A 26,246-nucleotide genomic window follows, 5' to 3' on the forward strand; every position below is an offset into this window, starting at 1 on the left:
TGATTTGTAATTTTTTCATTGTGAAATCATCTGATGTCATATTTAACAAGTGTTTCATTTTTGTTAATTGTAATTCAACATTTTATTATGTATTATGAACGCTTTATTTTATACGCATATATTTAAAATTTTAAATTATTTATACGTACAAATTAGAATATTTTTTTGACAACTATGGATCCATTACAAATTCCATAGTTGTCATTTTTTCTTAAAGTATAATAAGCATTACTATTAGCTATTAAATAATTATCTTGAAACTTCTTTAATAAGGTCTCTTAAATTAGTGTTTTTATCTATTATAATTGTTTCCAATCCAACCATACGAGCCCAATCATAAACTTGTTCACAAGTTAAAGCTAAAGTAAGAACAGTATGATGTCCGCCGCCAGCATAAATCCAAGCTTTAACAGCATCTGCAAAGTTTGGCTGTGGCTGCCATACCATCTTAGCTACAGGTAAATTAGGTGTATCTTCAGCAGCTTTAACAGCAGTTACTTCATTAATAAGCATGCGATAGTGTGTTCCAAGATCAAGCATAGATATAGTGATACCTTCTCCAGTTGTTCCATTAAATATTAAACGTGCAGGATCTTCTTTTCCACCAATACCTAATGGTTTAACAACAACTCTAGGTTTGTCTGCTGCAAGAGTAGGATCTACTTCTAACATATGAGCACCTAAAATTGTTTCGCTGCCAGAATTTAATTCATAAGTATAGTCTTCCATAAATCCAGTTTTTTCATTCTTAGTCATGATTTTAATTAAACGGCTTAATGCAGCAGTTTTCCAATCACCTTCACCTGCAAAACCATAACCTTCAGCATTTAAACGTTGAACTGCAAGTCCAGGTAATTGTTTCATTCCATATAAATCTTCAAAGTTTGTAGTAAATGCAGTATATCCACCAGCATTTAAGAAATTACGTAAAGCAATTTCCATTTTTATTTGTTCTTTTACTTGCTTTTCATAGAATTCAGGGGCATTCTCACCTGGTTCCATTATATAAAGCTTCTTAAATTCTTCATAAGTATCATTAATTTGTTTTTCTGAAACTTTGTTCATTTCAGCAACTAAATCACCAATACCAAAGTAATCAACTGTCCATCCAAATTGAATTTGAGCTTCTATTTTATCTCCTTCAGTAACAGCAACATTACGCATATTATCACCAAAACGTGCAACTTTAATATCTTGGCTCAAAATGTAACCTACAGCTACCTGCATCCATTCAGCAATTTGCTTTTGAACGTCATCTTTCTTCCAGTAACCTACAACTACTTTATTGTGTTTGTTTAATCTAGCATTGATGAATCCATATTCTCTATCACCATGAGCACTTTGATGTAAGTTCATATAGTCCATATCTATTGTTTTCCAAGGAATGTTCTCATTAAATTGAGTTGCTAAATGTAATAAAGGTTTTTGTAATAATTTCGTTCCGGCAATCCACATTTTAGCAGGTGAAAAAGTATGCATCCATGTTATAACACCAGCTACTTCATCTTTGTAGTTTACTTCTTTCATAATACTTGTAATTTTATCAGCAGATGTTGCTAAAGCTTTAAATACAATAGGATATGGTAATTTTCCGCTTGCATTTAAACATTTTATAATTTCTTCAGAATTCTTTTTAACCTGAGCTAATGCTTCTTCTCCGTATAAATGTTGACTTCCTACTACAAACCAAAATTCTAATTTTTTATTTTTTAACATCTTAATCATCCCTCTTTTTTTATTTTTTCTGTCCATAATATGCGTTTTTCCCATGTTTTCTTTTAAAATGCTTGTCCAATAAAACTTGATCCATTCTGATATTATGAGGATTCAATTGTAATGAATGATATGTCATTTTTGCTACTTCTTCCAAAACTAATGCATTATGTACTGCATTTTCTGGATCTGTTCCCCAAGTAAAAGGACCATGGTCATTTACTAATACTGCTGGTATATTATTAGGATCAATATCATTATCTTTAAAAGTCCTAACAATTACGTCTCCTGTCTGCTTTTCATATTCTGTATTTATCTCACTTGCAGTCATTTGTGGTGTTACAGGAATGTCACCATAAAAATAATCTGCATGAGTAGTCCCAGCTGCTTTAATAGAAATTCCTGCTTGAGCAAAAGAAGTAGCCCAAGGTGAATGTGTATGAACAACACCTTTAATATCAGTAAATTTCTTATATAAAACTATATGAGTTGGCGTATCGCTAGAAGGATTTAAATTACCTTCTACAACATTGCCATTTAAGTCTACAACAACCATGTCGTCAGCCTTCATATTTGTATATTCAACTCCACTTGGCTTAATTACTATTAACCCCTTCTCACGATCAATTCCACTTACATTGCCCCAGGTTAATGTAACCATTCCATACTTTGGAAGCATCAGATTAGCTTCTAGTACTCTTTTCTTCAAATCCTCTAGCATAAATTAATCCTCCTTAGCTGTAACTTTATTAATTTGCTCTAGATACTTAATAACATTTAAATTTCTTTCTTGAATTATAATTTTAAATCTACATCTTAAAAACGATTTTACATATATAATACTATTTATACGTATAACAGTCAACGAAATTTAAAATTTATACGTATAAATTTTTTCAAATCTATTTTTCACATTTATTTATGCAAAAACATTATATTCACATTCATCTTTAGTACCATATAGAAAGCTTAATTATGAAGGTTTTCTGATGTTTCTTATACCTTTATGTCCAAATTTATTTTCATAGAATGAAAGTTTTCCATGCGTTCACTAACATGTACGTACCTGTTTATTATTTAATAGCTTTAATAAGCGACTTCATTTTAAAAGGTACGTATATATTCTAAGAAACTTAAATAATTTACGAAACTTTTCCAATAGAACGATTGTATAAATACATTTCAATTTCTTCTAATGATTTTCCCTTTGTTTCATAAAGAACATATTTTGCAAATAAGAACCCTATAATGCAAATTGCAGCAAAACCAAAGAATATTACAGATAAACCTACTGTTTGAAGCAATATTGGGAAGAATAAAGCAACTAAAATATTACCAAACCAATTTACTGTTGATGCAATACCAGTAGCAATTCCTCTAACATGACTTGGGAACAATTCACCAACTACAATCCATGTAACGGCAGCCCAAGAATATGCATAGAAAACAACATACAAGCATATAAAGAAAAATACAGTCCACATTGCCCATGTATGATTAGCTTCAGCTGAAGGGTAAATTAATCCAACCAATAATAGACATACTCCCATTCCAATAGATCCTGACATAAATAGACTGCGGCGTTTAAATTTATCTACAATTAATAAAGTTATAATAGTTGCTAATACAAAAACAACACCAATACCAACTGTACTAATAACTCCACCAATTGCTGAACCAAAAACCTTCTCTAGAATTTGTGATGAGTAATAAAAAATTGTATTTGCACCTTGGATTTGCTGTAATAGTGTTAAACCACAACCTGCAACTACAGCAGGTAGAGCTGTTTTACCAAACAAATCTTTAAATGAACCTGAATCAGAATGTTTTGAATTAATAATCTCCTGATATTCAATTTGAGCTTCTTCAGAAGAACGTAACGTTTGCAACACTTGTAGTGCAGATTCCTTTTCTCCAATTCGAACTAAGAATCTTGGTGATTCTGGTAACACAAATGTTCCAAACAGTAAAACCATAGCTGGTATCATAGCACCACCAAGCATCCAACGCCATCCTTCAAATGCATTTGCAAATCCATAATTTACACCATATGCAATAAGCATTCCAACTGTTATCATTAATTGATTTAATCCCGATAGCTTTCCACGTGTTTCAGCAGGACTAATTTCTCCCATATACATTGGAACTAATGCCGAAGCACCACCTACAGCTACCCCTAAAATAATACGAGCACCAATTAGAAAGCTTGTACTGCTAGAAATACCAGATCCGATAGCACCGATTGCAAATACAATAGCACTCCACATAATCATCTTACGACGACCAAAACGGTCTGCTAATGAAGCCATTAGTGAAGCACCAATCATAGCTCCTACAAACAATCCAGAAGTAATTAACCCTTCTAACCATGGATTAATATGCCATGTTGTCTTAATTCCAGGTAAAGCACCGTTAATTATTCCGATATCATACCCAAACATGAATCCTCCAAAAGCTCCAAAAAAGTAAATTAATGTTGGAGATATTTTTTTCTTCATTGTAATTTTCCTCCTTACTCATTGGTTAAATAATATTTATTGTTTTCTTTAGTGGAGTTAGTTTCTAATATTACCTTAATTATATTTAACTATACATATGGTATTTATTTAAATTAAATAATCCACTGCTGCTTGTTCAATAGGAATTCCCTTTTTATAGCGATCCATGAATTTCTCAAAGCCTTCAACATCTTTTGACTCAGGCTTTACTTCATCGGCTACATAGCCAGCAAAAACCTTTTTTGATAGAAATTCTGACAATGTTAAATCATTTTCTTTATTTTTCAAATAGCTTGCTAAGAGTGCAATTCCCCATGCACCACCTTCACCTGCAGTTTTCATAACTGATACTGGTGTATTTACTGCTGCAGCAACTGCTTCTTGTCCCACAATAGGCGTCTTGAATAATCCACCGTGACCAAGTAACTTATCAAGTTTCACTCCTTCATCCTTAAGAAGAATGTCCATACCAATTTTAAGTGCTCCTAAAGAAGTAAAGAGATGTGCTTTCATAAAGTTTGGCAAATTAAAATTACTTTTTGGTTTTCTTACAACTAGAGGTCTACCTTCTGAAACACCTGTAATGTTTTCACCTGCTAAATAGTTATATGTAAGAATTCCTCCACAATCAGGATCACCTAAAAATGCTTGACTATAGAGTCCCATGTAAAGAAGATCCTTTGGAATCTTAACATTTATAGCTTTAGTAAATTCATCAAAGATATTTACCCATGCATCTATATCAGAATAGCCATTGTTTGCATGAGCCATTCCTACTAAATCACCTATAGGTGTTGTTACCATATCGATCTCTGTATGAACCTCATTAAGTGGCTTCTCAAGAACAACCATAGCAAAAATTGATGTACCCGCAGATATGTTTCCTGTACGTGGTGCAACTGAATTTGTTGCAACCATTCCTGTTCCTGCATCTCCTTCAGGTGGGCATAACGGGATTCCACTTTGAAGGTTTCCACTAACATCAAGCTTTTTAGCTCCCTCTGGAGTTAAAACACCTGCACTTTCTCCGGCTACTAAAATCTTTGGTAAAAGTTTTTCTACATTTAATGAATATTTTTTAACTTCAGGCAACTTATTGAAGGTTTCTAACATATTATTATCATAATTATGAGTATTCATATCAATTGGAAACATTCCTGATGCATCACAAATACCCAAAACTTTTTCACCTGTTAATTGCCAATGAATATATCCAGCTAAAGTAGTTAGAAAATCTATCTTTTCAATATGAGGTTCATTATGAAGAATAGCTTGATATAAATGAGCTATGCTCCATCTCTCTGGAATATTAAATTTAAACAACTCTGTTAACTTTTTCGCTGCTTCTTCTGTCATTGTATTACGCCAAGTCCTAAATGGCACAAGTAGATTTCCTTGCTCATCAAATGCCATATATCCATGCATCATTGCTGAAAAACCAATAGACCCAATTTTGGAAAGTGTAACTCCATATTTTTCTTTTACCTCAGCAAAAAGTTTTTGATAACTATATTGTAATCCCTTCCAGATTTCTTCCAATGAATATGTCCAAACCCCATTTTCTAAGCTTGTCTCCCATTCAAAGCTGCCACTAGCTAACGGTTGAAAATCGTTTCCAATAAGAACAGCTTTAATGCGAGTAGAACCAAACTCTATTCCTAGTGATGTCTTACCATTTTGAATTTCTTCTACTATTTTTTCTTTTATAGTCACTAGAATGACCTCCTCTTAAAATATTAGTAAACGGTTTCTTTTAAATAAATATACCACTCATGTACGTACATGTCAAGAAAAATTTTAACAAAGGTACGTACCTATTTTCTTTTATTTGATTATTTTTATAAGAATTTATATTTATATATAATCCTATTTACCATAATTTTTATTGACAAACCCTGACTGAACAATAGCTCTCCCATTTATGTTTCAAATTAATCGTTAAATATTAATGCTTTTCATATTCATACGTACTAATTACAATTGCCACTGTTTCTAAACATATAAACTTATGATATACTATTATATAAAAAAACATTTATTTTTACAGGAGAATAACACTAATGAAATACAAATATGAAGAAGTAGAAAAAAATATTATTGACTGGATCGTCACAGGTAAATATAAAACACATGAAAAAATACCTACTGAATCAGAACTTATGCAAATGTTCAATGTCAGTAGACATACCATAAGAAAAGCTATAGGCGATCTTGTATCAACACAATATTTATATAGAAAACAAGGAAGTGGCATATACATTTCCGATTGGACAGAAAACAGCGAAAATCTTAAAAATACTAAAAATGTGGCTGTATTAACCACTCACATATCTAATTACATTTTCCCTAATATAATTAATGGTATGGAAGATGTTCTTTATTCCCAAACTTATTCTCTTTTGCTGTCTTCCACTAATAACAATGTTATGTTTGAAGACATAAACTTAAAAAATTTATTAGCACATAAAATAGATGGCCTTATTTTAGAACCAACTAAAAGTGCATATCAAAGTCCAAATATTGCATACTTAAATAATATAATATCAAAAAATATACCCGTTGTAACAATAAACGCTTCTTATCCTGAAATTAATGTACCTAGTCTTCGAACAGATGATTTTAAAGGAGGTAAACTGGCAACAAATTACCTCATATCTTTAGGACATAGAACATTAATGGGTATTTTTAAAGTCGATGATTTGCAAGGTATAAATAGAATGAATGGATTTATTTCAGAATGTCAAGAAAATAATATTCCACCATACTCTGGACAGATTTTAACTTATCTATCTGAAGAAATAAATTCATCATTACCTTCTAAAATTGAGTATACATTAAAATCTGAAAAGAAACCTACCGGAATTTTTTGTTATAATGATGAAATAGCTTATATAGTCTTAACTATTGCTAATAAACTAAACATCAAAATTCCTGAAGAGCTATCAATAATAGGCTTTGATGATTCACAGCTTTCAGTAATTGTACACCCAACTTTAACTTCTATAACTCATCCTAAAGAACAAATGGGTAGAGATGCTGCTAATCTGATTATTAAACTAATAAATAACAATAATCATTTTGAGGCTAATGACTCTATTCTTTATGATCCCCAACTTATCATTAGAGAGTCAACTTCTCCAATGAAATAATTTTTGTAATAAGTGCTGTCACACTAAGAATTTACATACAATATGTTATGAAGTTTATCCGATCGCTACCATTGCTAATACCCCCACTTCTTCAAGTTGGGGATAAGCACTGCTACGCGCCTGGATAAGTTCTTCTAAGACTCAGATGGGTAAAATGCCTAAATGGTATTTTACGAGCTTTTGCTCAGGTAAGAGGTATTCCTCACAAGCAAACTCCACCTGAGTCTAAGAATCACTTGATTCTTAGTGCGACAACCACTTTTTTTAAAATAATTTTCTAACTTCCTCTAATATTTTAAAATTTGTCAGATCATAGTGAAGAGGTGTCAATGTAACATATCCTTGTTTTATAAAATGTACATCTGTATCTATATCTTGAACATTATTTAATTCCCCTCTTAATTGAAAACTCTTGCCATCATTTGTAGTATGTTCTTCAAAATAACTATTGTAAGTTCTTCCACCTATTTTACATATTTTTATTCCTTTGATTTTTTCTTTATTTAATATAGGAACATTCAAGTTCCATACAACATCATCCATAAGATATCTATTTTTAATTTTTTCTATTAAATCTGATGTATATTCTGCTGCAACTTCATAGTTATCCTCTCCGTCTTCAATTTCTGAAGAAACAGCTATAGATGGTATTTTGTAAATAGCAGCCTCAATAGCAGCAGAAACTGTCCCTGAATAAAGTACATCTATTCCTGCATTTACACCATTATTTATTCCAGACAAAACCATGTCTACTTTTCCATTTGTAATTTTATTTACTGCAATTTTTACACAATCTGCTGGTGTACCACTGACACTATATACTTTTGATTTTATACCATTCAATTTAACTTCCTTAACAATTAATGGTTCTCTCATAGTTATAGAATGACTACAAGCACTTCTTTCAACACTGGGTGCAACAATAATTATTTCATGATTTTTCTCTAGCTTCTTGGCTAAAGTATATATTCCCTTTGCATTAACACCATCATCATTAGTCAACAATAACTTCATAAATTAGCCTCCATAATTATATAAATTCATTACCAAAATTTATTGTATCATAATATAAATTTTATTCACACAAATTTGTGATCTACATATAATGAATATATAGATTAATTTATTATTCAAGATACCCCCATATATCGATAAATTTCCCTATCACCTCCAATCTAAAAAACAAGCTCTAAGTTATACTATATAACCTTTCATGCAATCCAATCTTAGAGCTTGTTATTAAGGTTATTTTTTATACTTATTTTCTATTTCATTCCAAACTTCTTCATCACTTTTATCATTTATTATCCTATACTTGTTTTCTTCTAAAGATGTATCAAATTGACATATAGATGGATAAATACAGTATTCACAAGCATTTCCACTCTTATGTTTACTAGGATTCACACCTATATTACCTTCCAGTATTTGCTCACACAAAGAAGCTATAGTATCCCTTACATATCTTCTTAAAAGATTAAATTGATCTATTGTAGCAACTGAAGAATAAGCTTTAGACAAAGTACCATCCTTCTTTATAGAAGCCGGTATAATATCAGAATTTTTTTCTATTTCATTATCCATTCCTCTTATAATATCAGGGTCATCTAATAATAATCCATTCATTTTTAAGGCTTTCATTATTCTTTCTTCTATTTCTGAATCAGTAATATCTCCTTTTGTCTTTACTATTGGATCATCTAATTTAAAATAAAGAATTCCTCCTGGAATAGCCTCTTTATTCATTTCTTTTTCAAGTTCCGTGAGCATAGCATCTAAATATATTAAAAGCTGCATTTGTAAACCATAATATACATCTGAAAGCTTAAATTCCTTTGTTCCAGATTTATAATCTACTATTCTTAAATAAGTATGCTCCTCACTATTCATACTATCTACTCTGTCAACTCTTCCTATAAGACTTATAGTTTCACCAGAATGAAGCTGTAGAGAAATAGGGGGGAAATCTCCTAAATTACCAAATGATAGTTCATATCCAGAAGGTTCAAAGCCTCCCCTTTTCATATGCTCAGTTATAAGCCAAACTGATCTATTGAGAATTCTTTTTGCATTATTAGTTATATGCTTATATCTTTTAGAACTATTAAATACAGAACTAGGCATACTTTCTAAAATTCCATCCACTATTTCAGAAACTTCTCTCTCACACCATTCACTATCAATTTCCTTCCAACTTAAGTTTTCTTCCTTAAGTTTGCTTGAAAATACTTGGAGTACATTATGCATAAAGCTTCCCAAATCAGGTGAATTTAATTTATATACTTTTCTTTCCTTTGCATTAAGTCCATATTGTATAAAATAAGAAAATGGACAATTTACAAACCTTTCAAGTCTAGATACACTTATATTCAAATGCCTTCCATAAAGTTTTCTTACTCTATTTGTATCCATAATTTCTGCTTCGTTACTATATGAAAAACCATTAAATACATTTTCAAGTTTTCTGCTCCATTTATCATTTTTATTATACCATCTATACACATCTAGCCACATAGGCGTTATATATCCATTATAATCCTTCTTAATATTTGATATAAGCTTATTAAAGGTTGCTCTAGGTCCTGTTACATGCTTTAATCTTTCCTCATCATTTTGTATTTCTATTAAATTGCCTTGTTCCTCCACATTGCTAAATATCTTTTTAACTCTACCTATTACTATAGAAGGTCTTTTTGTTTTTCCACCTTCATCTGCTATAGAATAACTCAGTCTTAAATATTTACTTACAGTGGTTAAGGTAGTATACACCAAAAATTGTTCTTCAAAGGCTCTACTTCTAGTATCCTTTGCAATTTCTATTCCTCTTTCCTTTAAAATTTCTCTATCACTATCTGTTAATACACCTTCTTGAGCTAGCGCAGCTGGAAAAACCCCGTCATTAACTCCAACAATATATAATACAGATACATCATGACTTTTAAGTCTCGTAACACTACCGATGAGAACTTGATCTAAAGCTGGTGGAATTACTCCTATTTCATACTCATCAAAACCTTTAGATAAAACCTGTGAAAAAGTCCCAACTGATAGAGTTTCTTCTCCCATTACTTCTACTATTTGATCTAAAACCTCCATTACTATATTCCATATCTGACTATATTCATTAGCTTTATCTAATTCTCCATTTTCCTTAAAATATTCTATCCATGCAGCTACCTTTTTATCTAATTTTATACTACATAAAAAATTATAAATTCCTTCACATATAGCTCTTCCTTTTTTTCTTCCTTTTATATCTTGAGATAGTTTAATAATAGGCTCTCTTATTTCATCTCTAATTAAATTTATCTTATTCAGAGTTTCCTTTTCATAATCTGATGTTTCTTTTTTTTCAAAACTATAGCTTAAACCAAAATCCCAAGGTTCTTCTTTAACCCAAGCATTTCCTTTTATACCACTGCTAAGTACATAATTTTCTACTAAGTCTATATCCTCCTTATTTAACTCCAAAAGTCCTGTTTTTAAATATCTAAATACAGCTTCATAGCTCCAATTTTGTGATAATATCTCTACTACAGACATTATTAGCATTATAATAGGATTGTCATTTATTTTTCTTTTTTTATCTATGAAACAAGGTATATCATATTCTTTAAAAATTGCACTAAACAAACTTTCATATCCACCAAGATCTCCGCTTATTACTGCAATATCTTTAAACCTAAATCCGTTATCTCTACACATTCTAACTATATCCCTAGCGGTGTCTTCTACTTCTGTATATTTATTTAATGCCTTAAAAATACTTATATCTTCACATTTTTCTTTATAAATCTTATATGGATAAGAAAATAAGTATTTTTCTAAATGTTGAAGTTCTTTAGTGTCTTTGAATCTATAACAAGGACTACATTTTAATGCAATTGGTTTATCATACTTTATATTTTTTTCTAAAACAATTTTTAAAATTTTTTCTTCTGTACTTTTAGTTGGTAAAAATACATCTGTTCTGTTATCCACTAAGCTGCAGTCTAAATAATCTGTACATAAAGTTATATTAATTCTTTTGGTCTTATCCATAAGCCTATCTAAAACTTTATATTCTTGAGGAGTAAAGCTTGAAAATTCATCTATCCATATTTCTGCTTCATCAAACATATGTGATTTTGACATTTTTTCTGCCAAAATAGTTAAATCATCTTCTGAATCAACATATTTTTTATGAAGTCTTTCTTGAAATTGTGAAAAGATTAATATTAAATCTTCCATTTTATTTCTTAAATTTTCATTTTCTATTCTATCTAAAGTACTATTTAAATTTTCCAGGGTAATATCATATCTTTTAAATTCTGTTATAATATCAGAAACCGTAGTAATAAATCCTTGCCTTTTTACTGACTTTTTAAAAACCTTAAGCTTACTACTATTTTCCTCCATTATCTTATAAATAAGCATACTCTTTCCTGAAGAATTAATATGCTTTCTTGTAAGTCCACCTACTTCGTTTAATACTTTATATGCCATCCTTCTAAAACTTAAAACTTGTGCTTTAAGCATTCCAGCTTCTCCAATAATTTTTATAAGATTTTTTTCTGCTTGAAATGAGAACTGTTCAGGCACTAAAAGAATTAAAGGATTATCTTCTCCTTCATCTATCTTCTTTTTAATATCATTTAGGCAAAAATGACTTTTACCGCTGCCTGCTCTTCCATATATAAATCTCAAACTCATAATATATTCTCCTTCAATATGTAATATGTATACTGAACTTTTCAATATTAATTCTTAACCCAACTTTCGCAATTTGAAAATAATACGAAAGTTTAACTAATTATTTCCTTCTTAATATTATATCATTTACTTAAGTTTAATATTTTAAATATAAACAAAAAGGGTTGGAATACTAATTAATTAGCATTTCAGCCCTTTTAACTGTCAACTTTCCATTGTCAATTCTATTTTAGTGTATCAAAAGTATACCCTTTTGATTTTAAATATTCAATTACCTGAGGTAAAGCTTGTACTGTTGTACCCTTAGCTCCAGCATCATGCATTAAAATTACTACAGTATCTGAACTTGTATATTTTTTAAGGTTACTAAGTAAAGTGTTAACTGGAACATTGCTATGTTCAGCATCTCCTGTTTCATCATTCCAATCTATATAATGATACCCAGCCTTTGTAGCAGCATCCCTAAAAGGTTCTAATCTTTTTCCAAAAGACCCACCTGGGAATCTTATAAGCTTTGAATCATACTTATCACCTACTATGGACTTAATCACAACATTACCTTTATCCAAATCTTCTACAAACTTTTGTGGACCTTCTTTATAATTCAATTGATGACTATAGGTATGATTTCCTACTACGTTTCCTTGAGCTATTTCCTGTTTTACAAGTTCAGGATTATGTTCAGCATTTTTTCCAATCAAAAAGAAAGTAGCTTTTATATTATTTTTATTTAATATATCCAATATTTTAGTAGTATTTGGTGATGGACCATCATCAAAAGTTAAATAAGCTACTTTTTTTCCATCCGTTCTTTTTGCTGCCCAAGGTTTATATGCTCCAGCGGCCAAATTTTCACCTGATTCATTTTTATCATCTTTAGGAATCTGACTTTCTCTTTTATCTTGAGAATTTTCCTTAGAATTCTTCTTTGAATTTGCTGCATTTACAACTGCATTTTTTCTACCTATCATTCTATTTACTGCAAAAAAACCAATACCCACAACAACTAACATACAAATTGCTGCAATTATCCTATTTCTCCTTATAGTTTTTCTTTTTTCATTTGTTTCATCATGATTATTCATGAAAATCATCTCCTATGTTTTTGCTTAATTAGTAACTTGAAATTGACTATTATAAAGGTTTGCGTAAAAACCTCCTTTTTTGATAAGTTCTTTGTGATTACCATTTTCAATAATTTCTCCATTATTCATAACTAAAATTAAATCAGCATCACGAATAGTTGAAAGTCTATGTGCTATTATAAAGCTTGTACGACCATTCATCATAGATAAAAAGGCTTTTTGTATACTTAACTCAGTCCTAGTATCAATATTACTAGTCGCTTCATCCAATATAAGCATCGGAGGATCTATCATCATTACTCTAGCTATGGTTAAAAGCTGTTTTTGTCCTTGAGAAAGATTTTCACCACCTTCAGTAATAATAGTATCATATCCGTTAGGTAAACTTTTAATAAAATTATGAATATGAGCGGCTTTTGCAGCTTTTTCTATTTCCCTAATACTTGCTTTAGGTTTCCCATAACTTATATTCTCTCTAACAGTACCTGCAAAAAGCCATGTGTCTTGAAGTACCATACCAAATGCACCACGAAGACTATTACGTGTTATTTCCCCTATATTTTTTTTATCAATAAAAATTTTTCCACTATCTATATCATAAAACCTCATTAATAAATTTACCATAGTTGTTTTACCTGCACCAGTAGGTCCTACAATAGCTACTGTACTACCTGATTTTATACTTATATTTAAATTTTTAATTAGGGACACATCTTTTCTATAAGAAAAGCATACATCTTTAAAATTTATATCTCCATGACATTCTTTTGGTATATATGAATTCTTTATTTCTGATGTTTCTGGTATTTCATCTAAAATAGAAAACACTCTTTCAGCGGCTGCAACTGCAGCTTGAAGTTGAGTAGTAACACTAGTTATATTATTGATAGGCTGTGAAAATTGTGTTGAATATGTTAAAAAGCTTGATATTTTACCTATGCTTAGTCCACCTACTACCGAACATATTCCCCCAACTACACCAACTAAAATATATGTAATATTATTAACAAATCTAGTTGAAGGATTTGTTAATGATGAATATAATTGTGCAAAACGTCCACACTTATACAATCTCTCATTAATTTCTTTGAACGTTTCCTGAGAACTTTTTTCATATCCAAAAGCTTTTACAACTTTTTGATTACCTATTATTTCTTCTATATATCCATTTAACTCTCCTACAGTTCTTTGCTGTTCCTTAAACATTTTATTAGATCTAGTGGTAATAAAAGATGCAATAAAAAAGCAAAATGGAGTCATAAGTAAAATAACAAGTGTTATTTTAGGACTCAGTATAACCATTAACACTAAAGAAGATAGTATAGTAACAATATCTGGATAGAATTGTGTAATACCTTGAAGTACCCCATCAGATATAGCATCAATATCATTTGTTAATCTGCTCATAATATCTCCATGTGGATTATTATCAAAATAACTTAAAGGAAGTATGCTTATTTTATCAAAAGCTTCTTTTCTTATATCCTGTACAGTATGGAATGCTATAACATTTGCTATCATTGAAAAAATCCATGAAAATACTGCACTAATTACATAAAGTACTGCTAATATATATATTAACTTTAATAGGTAGTTAGAATTTACTTTTCCATAACCTACAATATAATCTATTCCTCTTCCTACCAACAAGGGACCTATCACCATTAATAAATTACTTACAAATGCACAAATTATAATAGCAAACATATGTAACTTGTACTTTCCTATATATTTAAACAGCCTCAACAATGTCTTGTTCTTCATTTTTATCGTCTCCCCCTTTATCTAATTGGGAAAGGTAGATCTCTCTATAGATGTTATTATTTTCAATTAACTCATCATGTGTTCCAACTCCAACCATTTCTCCATTATCTAAAACAACTATCATATCAGCATCCTTTATAGTACTTACTCTCTGAGTTACCATTATAACAGTCATATTATTCTTAGCACTCTTAATAGCCTTCCTTAGTGCAGCATCTGTAACATAGTCTAAAGCACTAGAACTATCATCTAATATTAGCAATTCAGGATTACGTACTAAAGCTCTTGCAATTGTAAGTCTTTGTTTCTGTCCTCCTGAAAAATTCACTCCACCTTGAGATATGTTAGTATCATAGCCTTTAGGTAGTTTTTCAACAAAATCAGAAGCTTGTGCAATTTCTGCAGCTTTTTCTATTTCTTTATAGGAAGCATCCTTTAAGCCCCATCTTATATTTTCCGCCACAGTACCTGAAAATAAAACTGCTTTTTGAGGAACAATTCCTATTTTATATCTAAGTTCATTTTGCATATAATGATTAACTTCAATTCCATTAAACATTATACTTCCTTTATTTACATCATAAAAACGAGGAATTAAATTTATAAGTGTTGTTTTTCCTGAACCTGTTCCTCCTATTATTCCAACTGTTTGTCCACGTTTTACTTGAAAAGAAACATTTTTTATAGCATATTCTTTAGAATTATTATAGGCAAAAGAAACATTTCTAAATTTAATTATAGCATCATCTTCATTTAAAGCTGTATAGTTTTTAAAATTTGAGTTATCCGCTATTGTAACTGATGTCTCAAAAATTTCATTTACACGTCCTGCTGAAGCAACAGCTTTTGTAAATATAACTACCAGATTTGCCACTACAATTAATGCAGATAAAACCAATGTATTATAATTTATATAAGCTATGATCTGTCCTTGAGTCATTGCACCTACATTTACACGCATACCTCCGAACCACAATATGGCAATAACTGAAAAATTCATTATAATATTAGTCATAGGATTCATCAATGCTGAAATTTTTCCAACTTTAATTGCAGTATTTGCAAAATCTTCATTTGAATTTTCAAATCTTTTCTTTTCATAATCTACTCGAGCAAATGCTCTTATAATTCTAATTCCTGAAAGATTTTCTCTAAGAATCAAGGCTAATTTATCTAACTTTTTTTGAACTAATTTGTATAGAGGAATTGACTTACTCATTATTAAATATAAAACGAACGCAAATAATGGCAATGCTAAAAACATAATTGTAGAAAGTTTAATGTCTAAAAACATAGCCATTATAACTCCTCCTATACACAGAAATGGTACTCTTATAGCCAATCTAATAACCATTGCCACTGATACTTGAAGTTGATTAACATCATTTGTTATACGATTAATTAAAGAGGACGTACCAAAACTATCAAGTTCATTATGTGAAAATGTTCCTATTTTTTCAAACAATGCATTTCTAAGCCTAGTTCCAAATCCTTGAGAAACTATTGATGCATAATATTGACAAGTAAAAGAAGATATAACGCCTAATATAGCCATACCTCCCATTATTCCTCCTATTTTTAATATGTAAGAAATATCATTATTTTTTATACCATTGTCAATAAGAACTACCATAATTGTTGGTATCAAAAGTTCAAAAATAGCTTCTAATAATTTAAATATAGGACCTAATATAACTTGCTTCTTATATGGTTTTAAAAAATGCAACAATTTAAACAAAACTACTCCTCCCTTAAAGCGTAATAAATTTAGTATTATTGTAATTTCTTGTAACATTATATCAAAAAGAAATGTATATTAAAAATACTTATTAAATATCAAACCCATATAAAATTTATATATATATAAGAAATCTGTTTAGACTTTATTTATATTTAGTTTACGAAAAATCAAGATACTTATTTTAAAATATAATTAAAGAAAGATTTGTCATACAAATTAAAGGGAGATGGTCTTAAAATGAAAATTAATAAAAAGCTGGCGATTATTTTAAGTTTTACTGTAGGTACTTTAATGTTTGCCAGCACCGCTATGGCTGAAGTTACATCTAAAAGTGGATATGATCAACTAAAAGATTCTTTAAAGTATACATCTGATAGCTTAAGTAGTAAACTTTCAAACTACACTATTGATATGTCATTTGTTATTAAAGATAACAATACTGTTGTTTCTTCTACAAGTGTATTAAATAAATGTGATTTATCAAAAGATGCTAAAGAACAAACATCAAAATATACTAACTCTCCGAATGCCAATGATACAAGAGAAAGCTACTACTACAATGATAAAAATTCTTCTATCGCACATAATAGTGATGAAGATTTTTATCGTGTAATTGACTTAAAAGGTTCTAAAGATTCTAAAGATAAAAAAATTTTTACAGACCCTTTTAAAGAAAAACAAGCAGCAGATATTGAGAAAATATCAGATGCTCTTGTAGGTAATTTAAAAGATTCTGTTGTGGTTACTCAGAATACTGATGGAAGTAAAAAATTATCTGGTTCTTTAACTGAAGCACAAATTCCTGCCATCATAAATGCATTAGCATCTTTTCAATTTAAAAACCAATTTAGAATTTATAATCCTGATGAAGCTAGTAGCCCTAGAGCAAAAATGTCTAAAATCACAAAAGACATTTTTGTAAAAGAAATTAAAGGTACTATGGATGTAAATAAAGATGGATTAGCACAAAATCTTCTTTTCACTGGAATACTTTCTGGAAAAGATGAACAAGGATCAGAACATATACTAACTTTTGAAATGTTGATAAAAGTAACTAATATTAACTCAACTACAGTTAGCAAACCTGATCTTTCTGATAAAAAAGTTGAAACACAAGTTCAAAGAGATGATAATAAAATATCTAACGCTAAAGCCTATATCGGAAAATACAAAAGTAATCTTGTAATAGAAAAAGATAATAAATTTGTTAAAATAGGTGAAAGAATTGTAACTATTACAAATATAGACGAGGATAGTGTTATGGGAAATTGCCATGAAGAATATATAAAGGGTTATGAAAGCTATAGTAGTAGTAAAAATGATTTTAACTTTGATGGAAAGTTTGATAAACAATCTCATCGTGATGCAAGTTTTAACTATACTAATTCTTCCGGGAAAACTGTAAAGGGACATATATTTATTAATACTAGTTCTTCATCTATAAATTTTAATATAGATGGACAAAGGTCAAACGGAAGCATACTATTTAATAATAATTTCGATAGAATGTTTGATTAACTATCATAAGATAACTTGTTCATACAATGTATGTCAGGTTATCTTTATCCTGTTTTTTACAGTTTAAACTACTAGGGAGGTATATAGATGAAAAAAGTTATAGAAATAAATAATCTTACGAAAATATACAAAAATGGAAGAGGTATAAAGGATATTAACCTTGAAATATGTCAGGGTGATATTTTTGGTTTTTTGGGCCCTAATGGTGCTGGCAAAACTACTGCTATGAAAATCATGACTGGACTTGTAAAACCAGATAGTGGTGATGTTAAAATTTTAGGATTTAGTATCTTAGAACAATTTGAACAAGCTATAGAAAAAGTAGGCTGCATTATAGAAAATGCCGAATCCTATACTTATTTAACTGCCTTTGAAAATCTAAAGCAATTCTCAAGATATTATAAAAATGTGGATGACAAAAGAATTGATGAAGTTCTAGAACTTACAGGTATTTTAAAATATAAAGACGAAAAACCCAAAAAATTCTCTCTTGGTATGAAGCAAAGACTAGGAATTGCTGCTGCACTTTTATCAAAACCTGAGGTTATCATTCTAGATGAGCCTTTAAATGGTCTTGATGTTGAAGGAATGATAACTATAAGAAACATTATAAAAACTTTAGCTGAAACAGAAAAGACAACATTTTTTATATCAAGTCATCTTATTCATGACATTGAACTTACCTGTAACCGTATTGGTGTATTGTACGATGGAAAACTTCTTAATGTGGATACAACTAAAAACATCTTAAATGACTATGCTTCACTTGAGAATTATTTTGTTAGCGAGGTGGAACCAAATGGCAGGATTTAAAGCAGCTTTAATTAATGAAATTGAAAAACTATATAAAAAGAAGAAAGTTTTAGTAGCAGTAATAATATCCCTTATTTTCATTATACTTGGGCAATTATCTATTATTGCTCTAAGAAATGGTTTTGGATTACGTGGAGTTTCCAGTATGGACTTTCCTATACTTGTACTTTCTGTAGTTGCTAATACAATTTTACCTTTATTTACTGCACTTGTTACTATAGATAGCTTTTCTGGAGAATTTTCTCACAACACTATGAAAATTTCACTTACAAGACCAATCAGTAGACTTAAATTTTTTACGGCAAAGTTAACTGCCATAATATTATTTGTACTTGCAAATCTTGTATTTGTGATGATTTTTTCTATTATAGCAGGATTGTTATTTAATTCAAATTCTTTTACATTAAAAGGTATTATTAGAATATTACTTTCCTATACTGTCACATTAATGCCTATGATAGTTTTATCTTTAATTATTGCATTTTTTACAAACATAATCAAAAGCAGTGTAGGTGTATTTTTTCTATCTATTTTTGTTTTTATTGTTTTTAAAGCACTAGAAATTATTTTTTACAGATACTCTGGTTTATTTTTCACATCTATGATTAATTGGTATACCTTATGGATTATGGATAACATTCCCTTTTTTAAAATTCTTCGTCAGTTTATACTGATGTTAAGTTATGATATAATTTTATTTACAGGAAGTTACTATTTATTTGATAAAAAAGATTTTTAAGGTGAAAAAATGGATATAAAAAAACGTCTAATAACATTTAATTCTATAACTATTATAATTCCATTTATTGTTACAATAATTATCGCTTATATGTTTATTTTTATTTCTTCAGCATCTCTAAGTAGAGATATAAGTTATGATAATTTCAAAAAGCTTTTAACCATAAAATCAGAATTATTGGATTTAAATACAAATATATCAAAACAAACTTCTTCAGATATTGAAGATGTAAACTTGCAAAAATATTTATCTAAAAGACTTTTAAGTATAAATGGAGAATTTATACTTACTAAAGACGATAATGTTATATTCGCCTCAAAAAATGTAAGCAAAATTGATATAGCCAAATGCTTAGAAGATATGAAAAATCATCCTCTACAAAAAACCATCAAAATTAATGATATTTCTTATATTATTGAAGTGGTACCTCTCAAGTTTAAGGATGAAATTTCTGGTAATGTGATATTATTAGCACCAGATAACCAAGAATATAAGTTTATTGAAAGATTTATTATAGCAATTATTGTAGTATTTTTTATTTGTTTTACATTAGTTAATACAGTTATGTCATATCTTTTTTCCAAGAGAATATTAAATCCAATATCTCTTTTGAAAAATGCTACTGCAAAAATTAGTAAAGGCGATTTAGATTATGAAATTATTGAAACTGGTGATGAAGAAATCCGGGAATTATGTAGTGATTTTGAACATATGAGAATTGAGTTGAAAAATTCTATTCATATGAAAATGAAATATGATGATAACAGAAGAATGTTAGTTTCCAGTATATCTCATGATCTAAAGACACCTATAACTTCCATAAAAGGATATGCTAATGGTCTTTTAGATGGTGTTGCAAACACTCCTGAAAAAGCAGAACATTATTTGAAAACTATTTATTCAAAGGCTGAGCTAATTGATGTTATGATTGATGATTTACTTTTATATTCAAAACTAGATCTAAATCAAATTCCTTTTAAATTTGAAAAAACAAATATTATTGAATACTTTAACTATTGTATTTGTGAAAGTTCGCCTGAACTTGAAAGATCTAATATAAAAATTCATTTAAAAAATGACTTAACCCATTCGAAATATGTTATGATTGATAGGGACAGATTAAAAAGAGTAATATTAAATATTATTGATAACTCCCGTAAGTATATGGATAAAAATAATGGTGAAATTATAATAATGCTTAGAGAAACTAATTCCAGTATTGTTATTGAACTAAGAGATAACGGCTATGGAATTGATAAAAACGATACAAATAAAATATTTAATAGATTTTACAGAGGTGATTCTGCAAGAACTGGTGCAAGTGGAAGTGGTCTTGGACTTGCTATTGCAAAACAAATTGTAGAAGGGCACAATGGTAGAATATGGGCTGTAAGTCATAAAAATAAAGGTACAAGCATATTAATGTCATTATCTAAAATACCAGAAGAATAGAGAGGATATTATGAAAAAAATTTTGATAGCTGAAGATGATTTAAGTATTGCTGAACTTCAAAGAGACTACCTGGAGCTCTCAGAATTTGAAGTTAAGATATGCATGGATGGCGTAGAAGCTTTAAACTGCTTAAAAGAAAATCAATTTGATCTATTAATTCTTGATATTATGCTTCCTAAAATTGATGGTTTTAGTATCCTTCGCAGCATACAAGATAGTAAAGACATTCCAGTTTTGATTGTTTCTTCAAAGAAAGAAGAAATTGACAAAATAAAAGGATTTAACCTTGGTGCTGACGATTATATAACAAAACCCTTTAGTCCAGCAGAGTTAGTTGCTAGAGTTAAATCACATATAAAAAACTATGAAAGAATAAAAAATAAATTTGATACTAATAAAAAAAATGATACTATCATAATAAGAGGTTTAGAAATACGAAAAGATTCTAGACAAGTATTTGTAAATTGTAACGAAGTAACTTTGGCTCAAAAAGAATTTGATCTACTACTTTATATGTCTGAAAACCCTAATAGAGTGTTTAGTAGAGAGGAATTATTCGAAAAAGTTTGGGGACTTGATGCTATTGGAGATACTTCTACTGTTACAGTACATATTGGAAGAATAAGAGAAAAAACAGAGACCACTCCATCTGACCCTCAATATATTGAAACTGTTTGGGGTGCTGGATATAGGCTTAAAGTTTGATCCTATATCCTTTTTTACACTCCATAATATCTAAATAAGTATCGATGAAAAACTATTATTGTAATGTTATAGCTTCAATTCTCTTTAATAATTGATTTGTAAGTTTTTTCAGTTCATCTGAATTCTTAGATTCGGCATAGACTCTACAAAGAGGTTCGTCTGCATCTGGTAAAACTAATGCCCACCCATCATTAAAATTCAACTTAACTCCTTCTATTAGATCTACAGATTTTGAATGATTTTCTTCTATAAGATTTCTCATTACTTTTCCCTTTAGATTCCATGGACATTCTATTTCTTCTCTAGCAGTGTAATATTTGGGAATTTGTTCTCCTATAATCGAAAGTGTCAAGTTGCTTGCCGCCATAAAATTAATAGTTAACATAGTTACACTTATAGCATCTAGTGTCATTAAATAGGAACCTATAACCTCTCTCCTAGTAATTCTATTTTCATGTTTTAGATAGTTATCTAATATAAATTTTTGTGAAGTTTTAGTTCTTATAAATTTACATCCACACATACTTGCAATTTCCTGCATGGTAGAAGATGCTGTCACTGGAGCAACCAATGTACTTATATTTGTACTTTTTAACATAACAAGAGCATTTATTGCATCATAAGCTTCATCTTTTATTATATTTCCCTTTTCATCTATAAAAATTGCTCTATCACATTCATCATCAATCCTAATTCCTAAATTTGAACTACTTTCTATTACTTCTTTTCTTAATCCTAAAATATTATTAAATTCATCGTATAATTTAACACTTATTTTAAGTTCTTGGAATATATTCTGAATTATATTTAATATCATAGGACTTTTAACACTTAATGCGACCTTATACTTTTGTTTTCTTATATTCTTAACTCCTAATTCATTTATGAGATGCCTTATATAATATTCTATAGAATTATATATATGATTGATTTGTTTAAAACTATCTGTCTTAACCCTTCTGAAATCTTCTCTTATAAAGCTATTTTCTATCTTTCTTTCTATGCCTTTATCTATATCAAGGCCATTTTCATCCATAAATACTATATCAACCTTTTGAGAATCCTCATTATCTATATAAACGTGAATACTTCCCTGTACTCCAAAAAACAAGGTAGCCTGCCTTACTGCTGGTCTTGGCATTCTATGCAAATCTAATACTTCAATTCCCATAGAAAGTAATCCAGTAGCAAGAGAATATTTAAACATTTGAGCTGCACCATCATTACTGCAAGCTATGGCAACTTTTGAATCAGCTTTTAGAAGCGAACCATAAGCAGCTCCTAATTTTGATACAAATTCTGGTGTTATATCTACATTAACTTCACCACTTATACCTCTCTTTCCAAACAGCGCCTTTGAAAACTTTCCTCCCCAAATTACATTCGATTTTACTACAGTACTAGCTTCAATAAGTTTGTTAGGCCATACCTTTATATTAGGTTTTATAATTGCTTTTTCTCTTATAAGAGTGTCATCACCTATAGTTGCTTGTTCATATACAGAAACTTTTGGTTCTAATTGAACTTTTCTACAAAGAACAGCACCTCTTACTTGTGAGTTATCACCTATATAGCAGTTGTCAAAAATTATACTTCTTTTTATAGTTGCATGCTTTGACACTATATTATTTTTTCCTAGAATAGTATAGGGTCCTATTTCTGCCCCATCATATATTTTTGTTCCACCTCCTATATAAACTGGAGAACATATCAAAGCATTTTTACTTATTTGACAATTTTCCCCCATCCATATACCATCTTTATATTTTTCACCTTTTATATTTACTTTTACTAAACCCTTTAATATATCAAAATGGCATCTTATATATTGCTCAATGTTTCCAATATCACACCAATATCCTTCAGCTACATAGCCAAACATACGCTTCTTTTCATTTAAAAGTATTGGAAATAAATCATTACTAAAATCAAACTTTTGATTTTTTTCAAAGTAAGAAAATATCTCAGGCTCCAATATATATATTCCTGTATTTACTTTATCACTAAAAACTTCACTCCAGCTTGGTTTTTCTAAAAAACCTGTTACTCTTCCATCATTATCTGTTACTACTACTCCAAACTCTAAGGGCACAGCAACTTCTTTTAATACTAAAGTAGATATAGCATTATTCTTTTTATGATAAGCAATGGCTTTGGATAAATCTATATCAGTTAAGGCATCCCCACTTATAACTATAAAAGTATCATCAAGAAATCCTTCTGCATTTTTAACACTACCTGCTGTACCTAGTGGTATTTCTTCTATAAAATATCTTATATTAACTCCAAATTCTCTTCCATCTCCAAAATAATTGATAATTTCATCTGGTAAATATTGCAGTGTAACTCCTATATCATTTATACCATTTTCTTTTAAAAGTTCTATGGCATATTGCATAACAGGCTTATCCATTATAGGCATCATTGGCTTTGGTATGTTGCATGTTAATGGTCTTAATCTAGTTCCTTCTCCCCCTGCCATTATTATAGCTTTCACTTAATATCATCCCCTTATTTCCTTTTTAGCTTTTTTTAGTCTTATTTTTTATCATATTAGAACTTTTCAATTTCTGTACAGATTCCACAGTTTTTGAATTTTTGACTCCTTCTAAAACTTCAATAGTTTGAGATGTTATCTTGTCTTTTACATCTACAGCATCTCCTACTATATCTTTTGTTTTATCAGTTATTTTATTTTTTAATCTATCCATTAAACTCTTTTCTACTTTTTCTTTTAATTCTTCTTCCAACTTTTTTTCAACCTTATCCTTTAATTCAAATTTTAATTTTTCTTTAACTTTATCTCTAAGTTCTTCAGTTAAATTCTTTATAATATCATTTTTAACTTTCTCCTCACTTTTTACTTCCCACTGACTGTCTTTTGTTTCTTCTTGAACCTGACTATACATGTTTATGGTTAAGTCAGCTATTTTATCCCAACTATATTTCTCATGAACAGTTTTTAGTCCATTTTCTTTCACATAATTTGATAAGCCCTTATCTAATAAGAGTCTACTTACATTTATTGCTAAACTTTCAGAAGAAGCAGTTATAGCCTTTAATCCATTTATTTCATGCTGAACTATTTCACCTAATCCTCCTGTTTCAGATACAACTACTGGACACCCTGCTGCCATAGCTTCTAAAGCTACAATACCAAAAGGTTCATATAAAGAAGGAAAAACAGCTGCATTTGCTACCCTATATATTTTGTCTCTATCTTCATCACTTATATACCCTGTAAAAATCACCTTTGATCCTATACCCATTTGCTGCACTCTATCTTTTAGTTCTTCCGTCATAGGACCTGTACCACCAATAATAATTTTAGTATCATTGTAGCTTTGTAATATTTTAGGGCATGCTTCTATCAATAGATGTATTCCTTTTTCAAATACATGTCTTCCAACATAAAATACAATTTTTTCATTATCACTAGCAAATCTTCTTCTAAAATTAATCCAATCGAAGTCAAAATTAAATTTTTCTGTATTAACACCATTAGGTATTACCCAAATTTTATTCCAAGGTGATTGCAATATATCACTTATTTGCTGCCTCATATAATTACTACAAGCAACTACTTTCCAGGATTCATAGGTTAACATCCATTCAGTAGATGATATATATTTCTGCATATCAGTTTTTATACCTCCATTCCTACCATATTCTGTAGCATGAATAGTACACACCATAGGAATCTTAAAGGACCACTTTAAATTTTTGGCACTAAAAGCAGAAAGCCAGTCATGTGCATGTATTAAATCAAACTTTCCAAACTTAGTTATAAGACTTGATGCCTTCTCTATTATAGAAAAATTTAATTGCATAACCCACTTTATAAAATCATTTGTATCTATTTTGTACGGTGAAACTCTGTGAACAAAAACCCCATTATCATTTTGTTCTTCAGGTGATGTACCTTCTTCACAGGTTATTACATGTATTTCATGTCCTTTTTTACTTAATGCCTGAGATAAATAGTAAACATGATTTGATAAACCACCTACATTTTTAGGTGGATACTCCCAAGAAATCATTAAAATTTTCATTTTTAATTCCCCCAATTTTAAATATAAGTAAATTATTTATTATTTATTATAGTTTTTTAATGATATATACTTTTTTAACTAAAAATTTCTACATTAAACACAGCCAATTATCCTTTACATGTATAAAATGGATATATTTGGCTAAGAACTATATAAATAATTATAAGTGTTTTTTTTTAAAAATCAACTGTTTTATCATTATTTTTTATCGTATAAGCTTATTATAATTGGTTATATATAATCAAACCCAAATAAACTTTAAATTATTTATTTTACTTTAAATTGCTTCATTTTATTTAAAATATATTACTACTTTCTTCAATA

Annotated in this window: 17 protein-coding genes; 6 read left to right on the forward strand and 11 right to left on the reverse strand. The window is 29.4% G+C overall.

Going from position 1 to position 26,246, the window contains the following annotated elements; genetic code table 11:
• Window positions 1–249: 249 nt before the first annotated feature.
• From araA to EG57_RS0202530, 4 genes are all read right to left on the reverse strand, one after another.
• Complete coding sequence (gene araA, locus EG57_RS0202515; RefSeq protein WP_032075788.1) at window positions 250–1,716, reverse strand: L-arabinose isomerase; 1,467 nt, start codon at window positions 1,714–1,716, stop codon at window positions 250–252.
• Between the two features lie 19 nt (window positions 1,717–1,735).
• Window positions 1,736–2,434 (reverse strand): L-ribulose-5-phosphate 4-epimerase, encoded by a 699-nt coding sequence (araD, locus tag EG57_RS0202520; RefSeq protein ID WP_032075733.1) that lies wholly within the window; start codon window positions 2,432–2,434, stop codon window positions 1,736–1,738.
• Between the two features lie 421 nt (window positions 2,435–2,855).
• Window positions 2,856–4,211, reverse strand: a complete 1,356-nt coding sequence (locus tag EG57_RS0202525) for a sugar porter family MFS transporter (protein WP_032075734.1) — start codon at window positions 4,209–4,211, stop codon at window positions 2,856–2,858.
• 108 nt (window positions 4,212–4,319) lie between these two features.
• Window positions 4,320–5,924, reverse strand: coding sequence for a xylulokinase (locus tag EG57_RS0202530; protein ID WP_032075735.1), 1,605 nt, complete (start codon window positions 5,922–5,924; stop codon window positions 4,320–4,322).
• Between the two features lie 347 nt (window positions 5,925–6,271).
• On the opposite strand from EG57_RS0202530, the gene EG57_RS0202535 reads away from it, so the two are divergent.
• On the forward strand, window positions 6,272–7,360 hold the full coding sequence (locus EG57_RS0202535) for a GntR family transcriptional regulator (protein ID WP_032075736.1): 1,089 nt from the start codon (window positions 6,272–6,274) through the stop codon (window positions 7,358–7,360).
• A 264-nt stretch (window positions 7,361–7,624) separates the two neighbouring features.
• On the opposite strand, the gene surE is transcribed toward EG57_RS0202535, so the two are convergent.
• The 5 genes from surE to EG57_RS0202560 all read right to left on the reverse strand — a co-directional run bounded on the left by surE (window position 7,625) and on the right by EG57_RS0202560 (window position 16,639).
• Complete coding sequence (surE, locus tag EG57_RS0202540; protein WP_032075737.1) at window positions 7,625–8,374, reverse strand: 5'/3'-nucleotidase SurE; 750 nt, start codon at window positions 8,372–8,374, stop codon at window positions 7,625–7,627.
• Between the two features lie 231 nt (window positions 8,375–8,605).
• Window positions 8,606–12,052, reverse strand: a complete 3,447-nt coding sequence (addB, locus tag EG57_RS0202545; RefSeq protein WP_032075738.1) for a helicase-exonuclease AddAB subunit AddB — start codon at window positions 12,050–12,052, stop codon at window positions 8,606–8,608.
• A 224-nt stretch (window positions 12,053–12,276) separates the two neighbouring features.
• Window positions 12,277–13,137 carry a polysaccharide deacetylase family protein gene (locus EG57_RS0202550; RefSeq protein WP_032075739.1) on the reverse strand — a complete coding sequence of 287 codons (861 nt, stop codon included), beginning with the start codon at window positions 13,135–13,137 and terminating at the stop codon, window positions 12,277–12,279.
• A 24-nt stretch (window positions 13,138–13,161) separates the two neighbouring features.
• The gene (locus EG57_RS0202555; protein WP_032075740.1) at window positions 13,162–14,901 is read right to left on the reverse strand and encodes an ABC transporter ATP-binding protein; all 1,740 of its coding nucleotides are present in this window, start codon (window positions 14,899–14,901) and stop codon (window positions 13,162–13,164) included.
• Window positions 14,870–16,639, reverse strand: a complete 1,770-nt coding sequence (locus EG57_RS0202560; RefSeq protein WP_032075741.1) for an ABC transporter ATP-binding protein — start codon at window positions 16,637–16,639, stop codon at window positions 14,870–14,872. The genes EG57_RS0202555 and EG57_RS0202560 overlap by 32 nt, the downstream gene beginning before the upstream one ends.
• Before the next feature lie 240 nt (window positions 16,640–16,879).
• Here EG57_RS0202560 and EG57_RS0202565 point away from each other — a divergent pair, with 240 nt between their 5' ends.
• The 5 genes from EG57_RS0202565 (at window position 16,880) to EG57_RS0202585 (ending at window position 21,870) form a co-directional block, all read left to right on the forward strand.
• Window positions 16,880–18,160 carry a hypothetical protein gene (locus tag EG57_RS0202565; RefSeq protein WP_032075742.1) on the forward strand — a complete coding sequence of 427 codons (1,281 nt, stop codon included), beginning with the start codon at window positions 16,880–16,882 and terminating at the stop codon, window positions 18,158–18,160.
• Between the two features lie 87 nt (window positions 18,161–18,247).
• Window positions 18,248–18,973: an ABC transporter ATP-binding protein gene (locus EG57_RS0202570; RefSeq protein ID WP_032075743.1), complete on the forward strand. Its 726-nt coding sequence runs from the start codon at window positions 18,248–18,250 to the stop codon at window positions 18,971–18,973.
• Complete coding sequence (locus EG57_RS0202575; RefSeq protein WP_032075744.1) at window positions 18,960–19,712, forward strand: ABC transporter permease; 753 nt, start codon at window positions 18,960–18,962, stop codon at window positions 19,710–19,712. Before EG57_RS0202570 ends, EG57_RS0202575 begins: the two co-directional genes overlap by 14 nt.
• Before the next feature lie 9 nt (window positions 19,713–19,721).
• Complete coding sequence (locus tag EG57_RS0202580; protein ID WP_032075745.1) at window positions 19,722–21,164, forward strand: sensor histidine kinase; 1,443 nt, start codon at window positions 19,722–19,724, stop codon at window positions 21,162–21,164.
• Window positions 21,165–21,174: 10 nt separating this feature from the next.
• Window positions 21,175–21,870: a response regulator transcription factor gene (locus tag EG57_RS0202585; protein ID WP_032075746.1), complete on the forward strand. Its 696-nt coding sequence runs from the start codon at window positions 21,175–21,177 to the stop codon at window positions 21,868–21,870.
• A gap of 55 nt (window positions 21,871–21,925) precedes the next feature.
• Here the strand turns inward: EG57_RS0202585 and EG57_RS0202590 are convergent, their stop codons facing one another.
• Together EG57_RS0202590 and EG57_RS0202595 are read right to left on the reverse strand one after the other, a co-directional pair.
• A complete protein-coding gene (locus tag EG57_RS0202590) occupies window positions 21,926–24,367 on the reverse strand; it encodes a sugar phosphate nucleotidyltransferase (RefSeq protein WP_032075747.1) in 2,442 nt (813 codons plus the stop codon).
• A 25-nt stretch (window positions 24,368–24,392) separates the two neighbouring features.
• Complete coding sequence (locus EG57_RS0202595; protein WP_052037719.1) at window positions 24,393–25,922, reverse strand: glycosyltransferase family 4 protein; 1,530 nt, start codon at window positions 25,920–25,922, stop codon at window positions 24,393–24,395.
• Window positions 25,923–26,246: the final 324 nt, after the last annotated feature.

Source organism: Clostridium drakei (assembly GCF_000633595.2).
Classification (GTDB): Bacteria; Bacillota; Clostridia; order Clostridiales; family Clostridiaceae; genus Clostridium_AM; species Clostridium_AM drakei.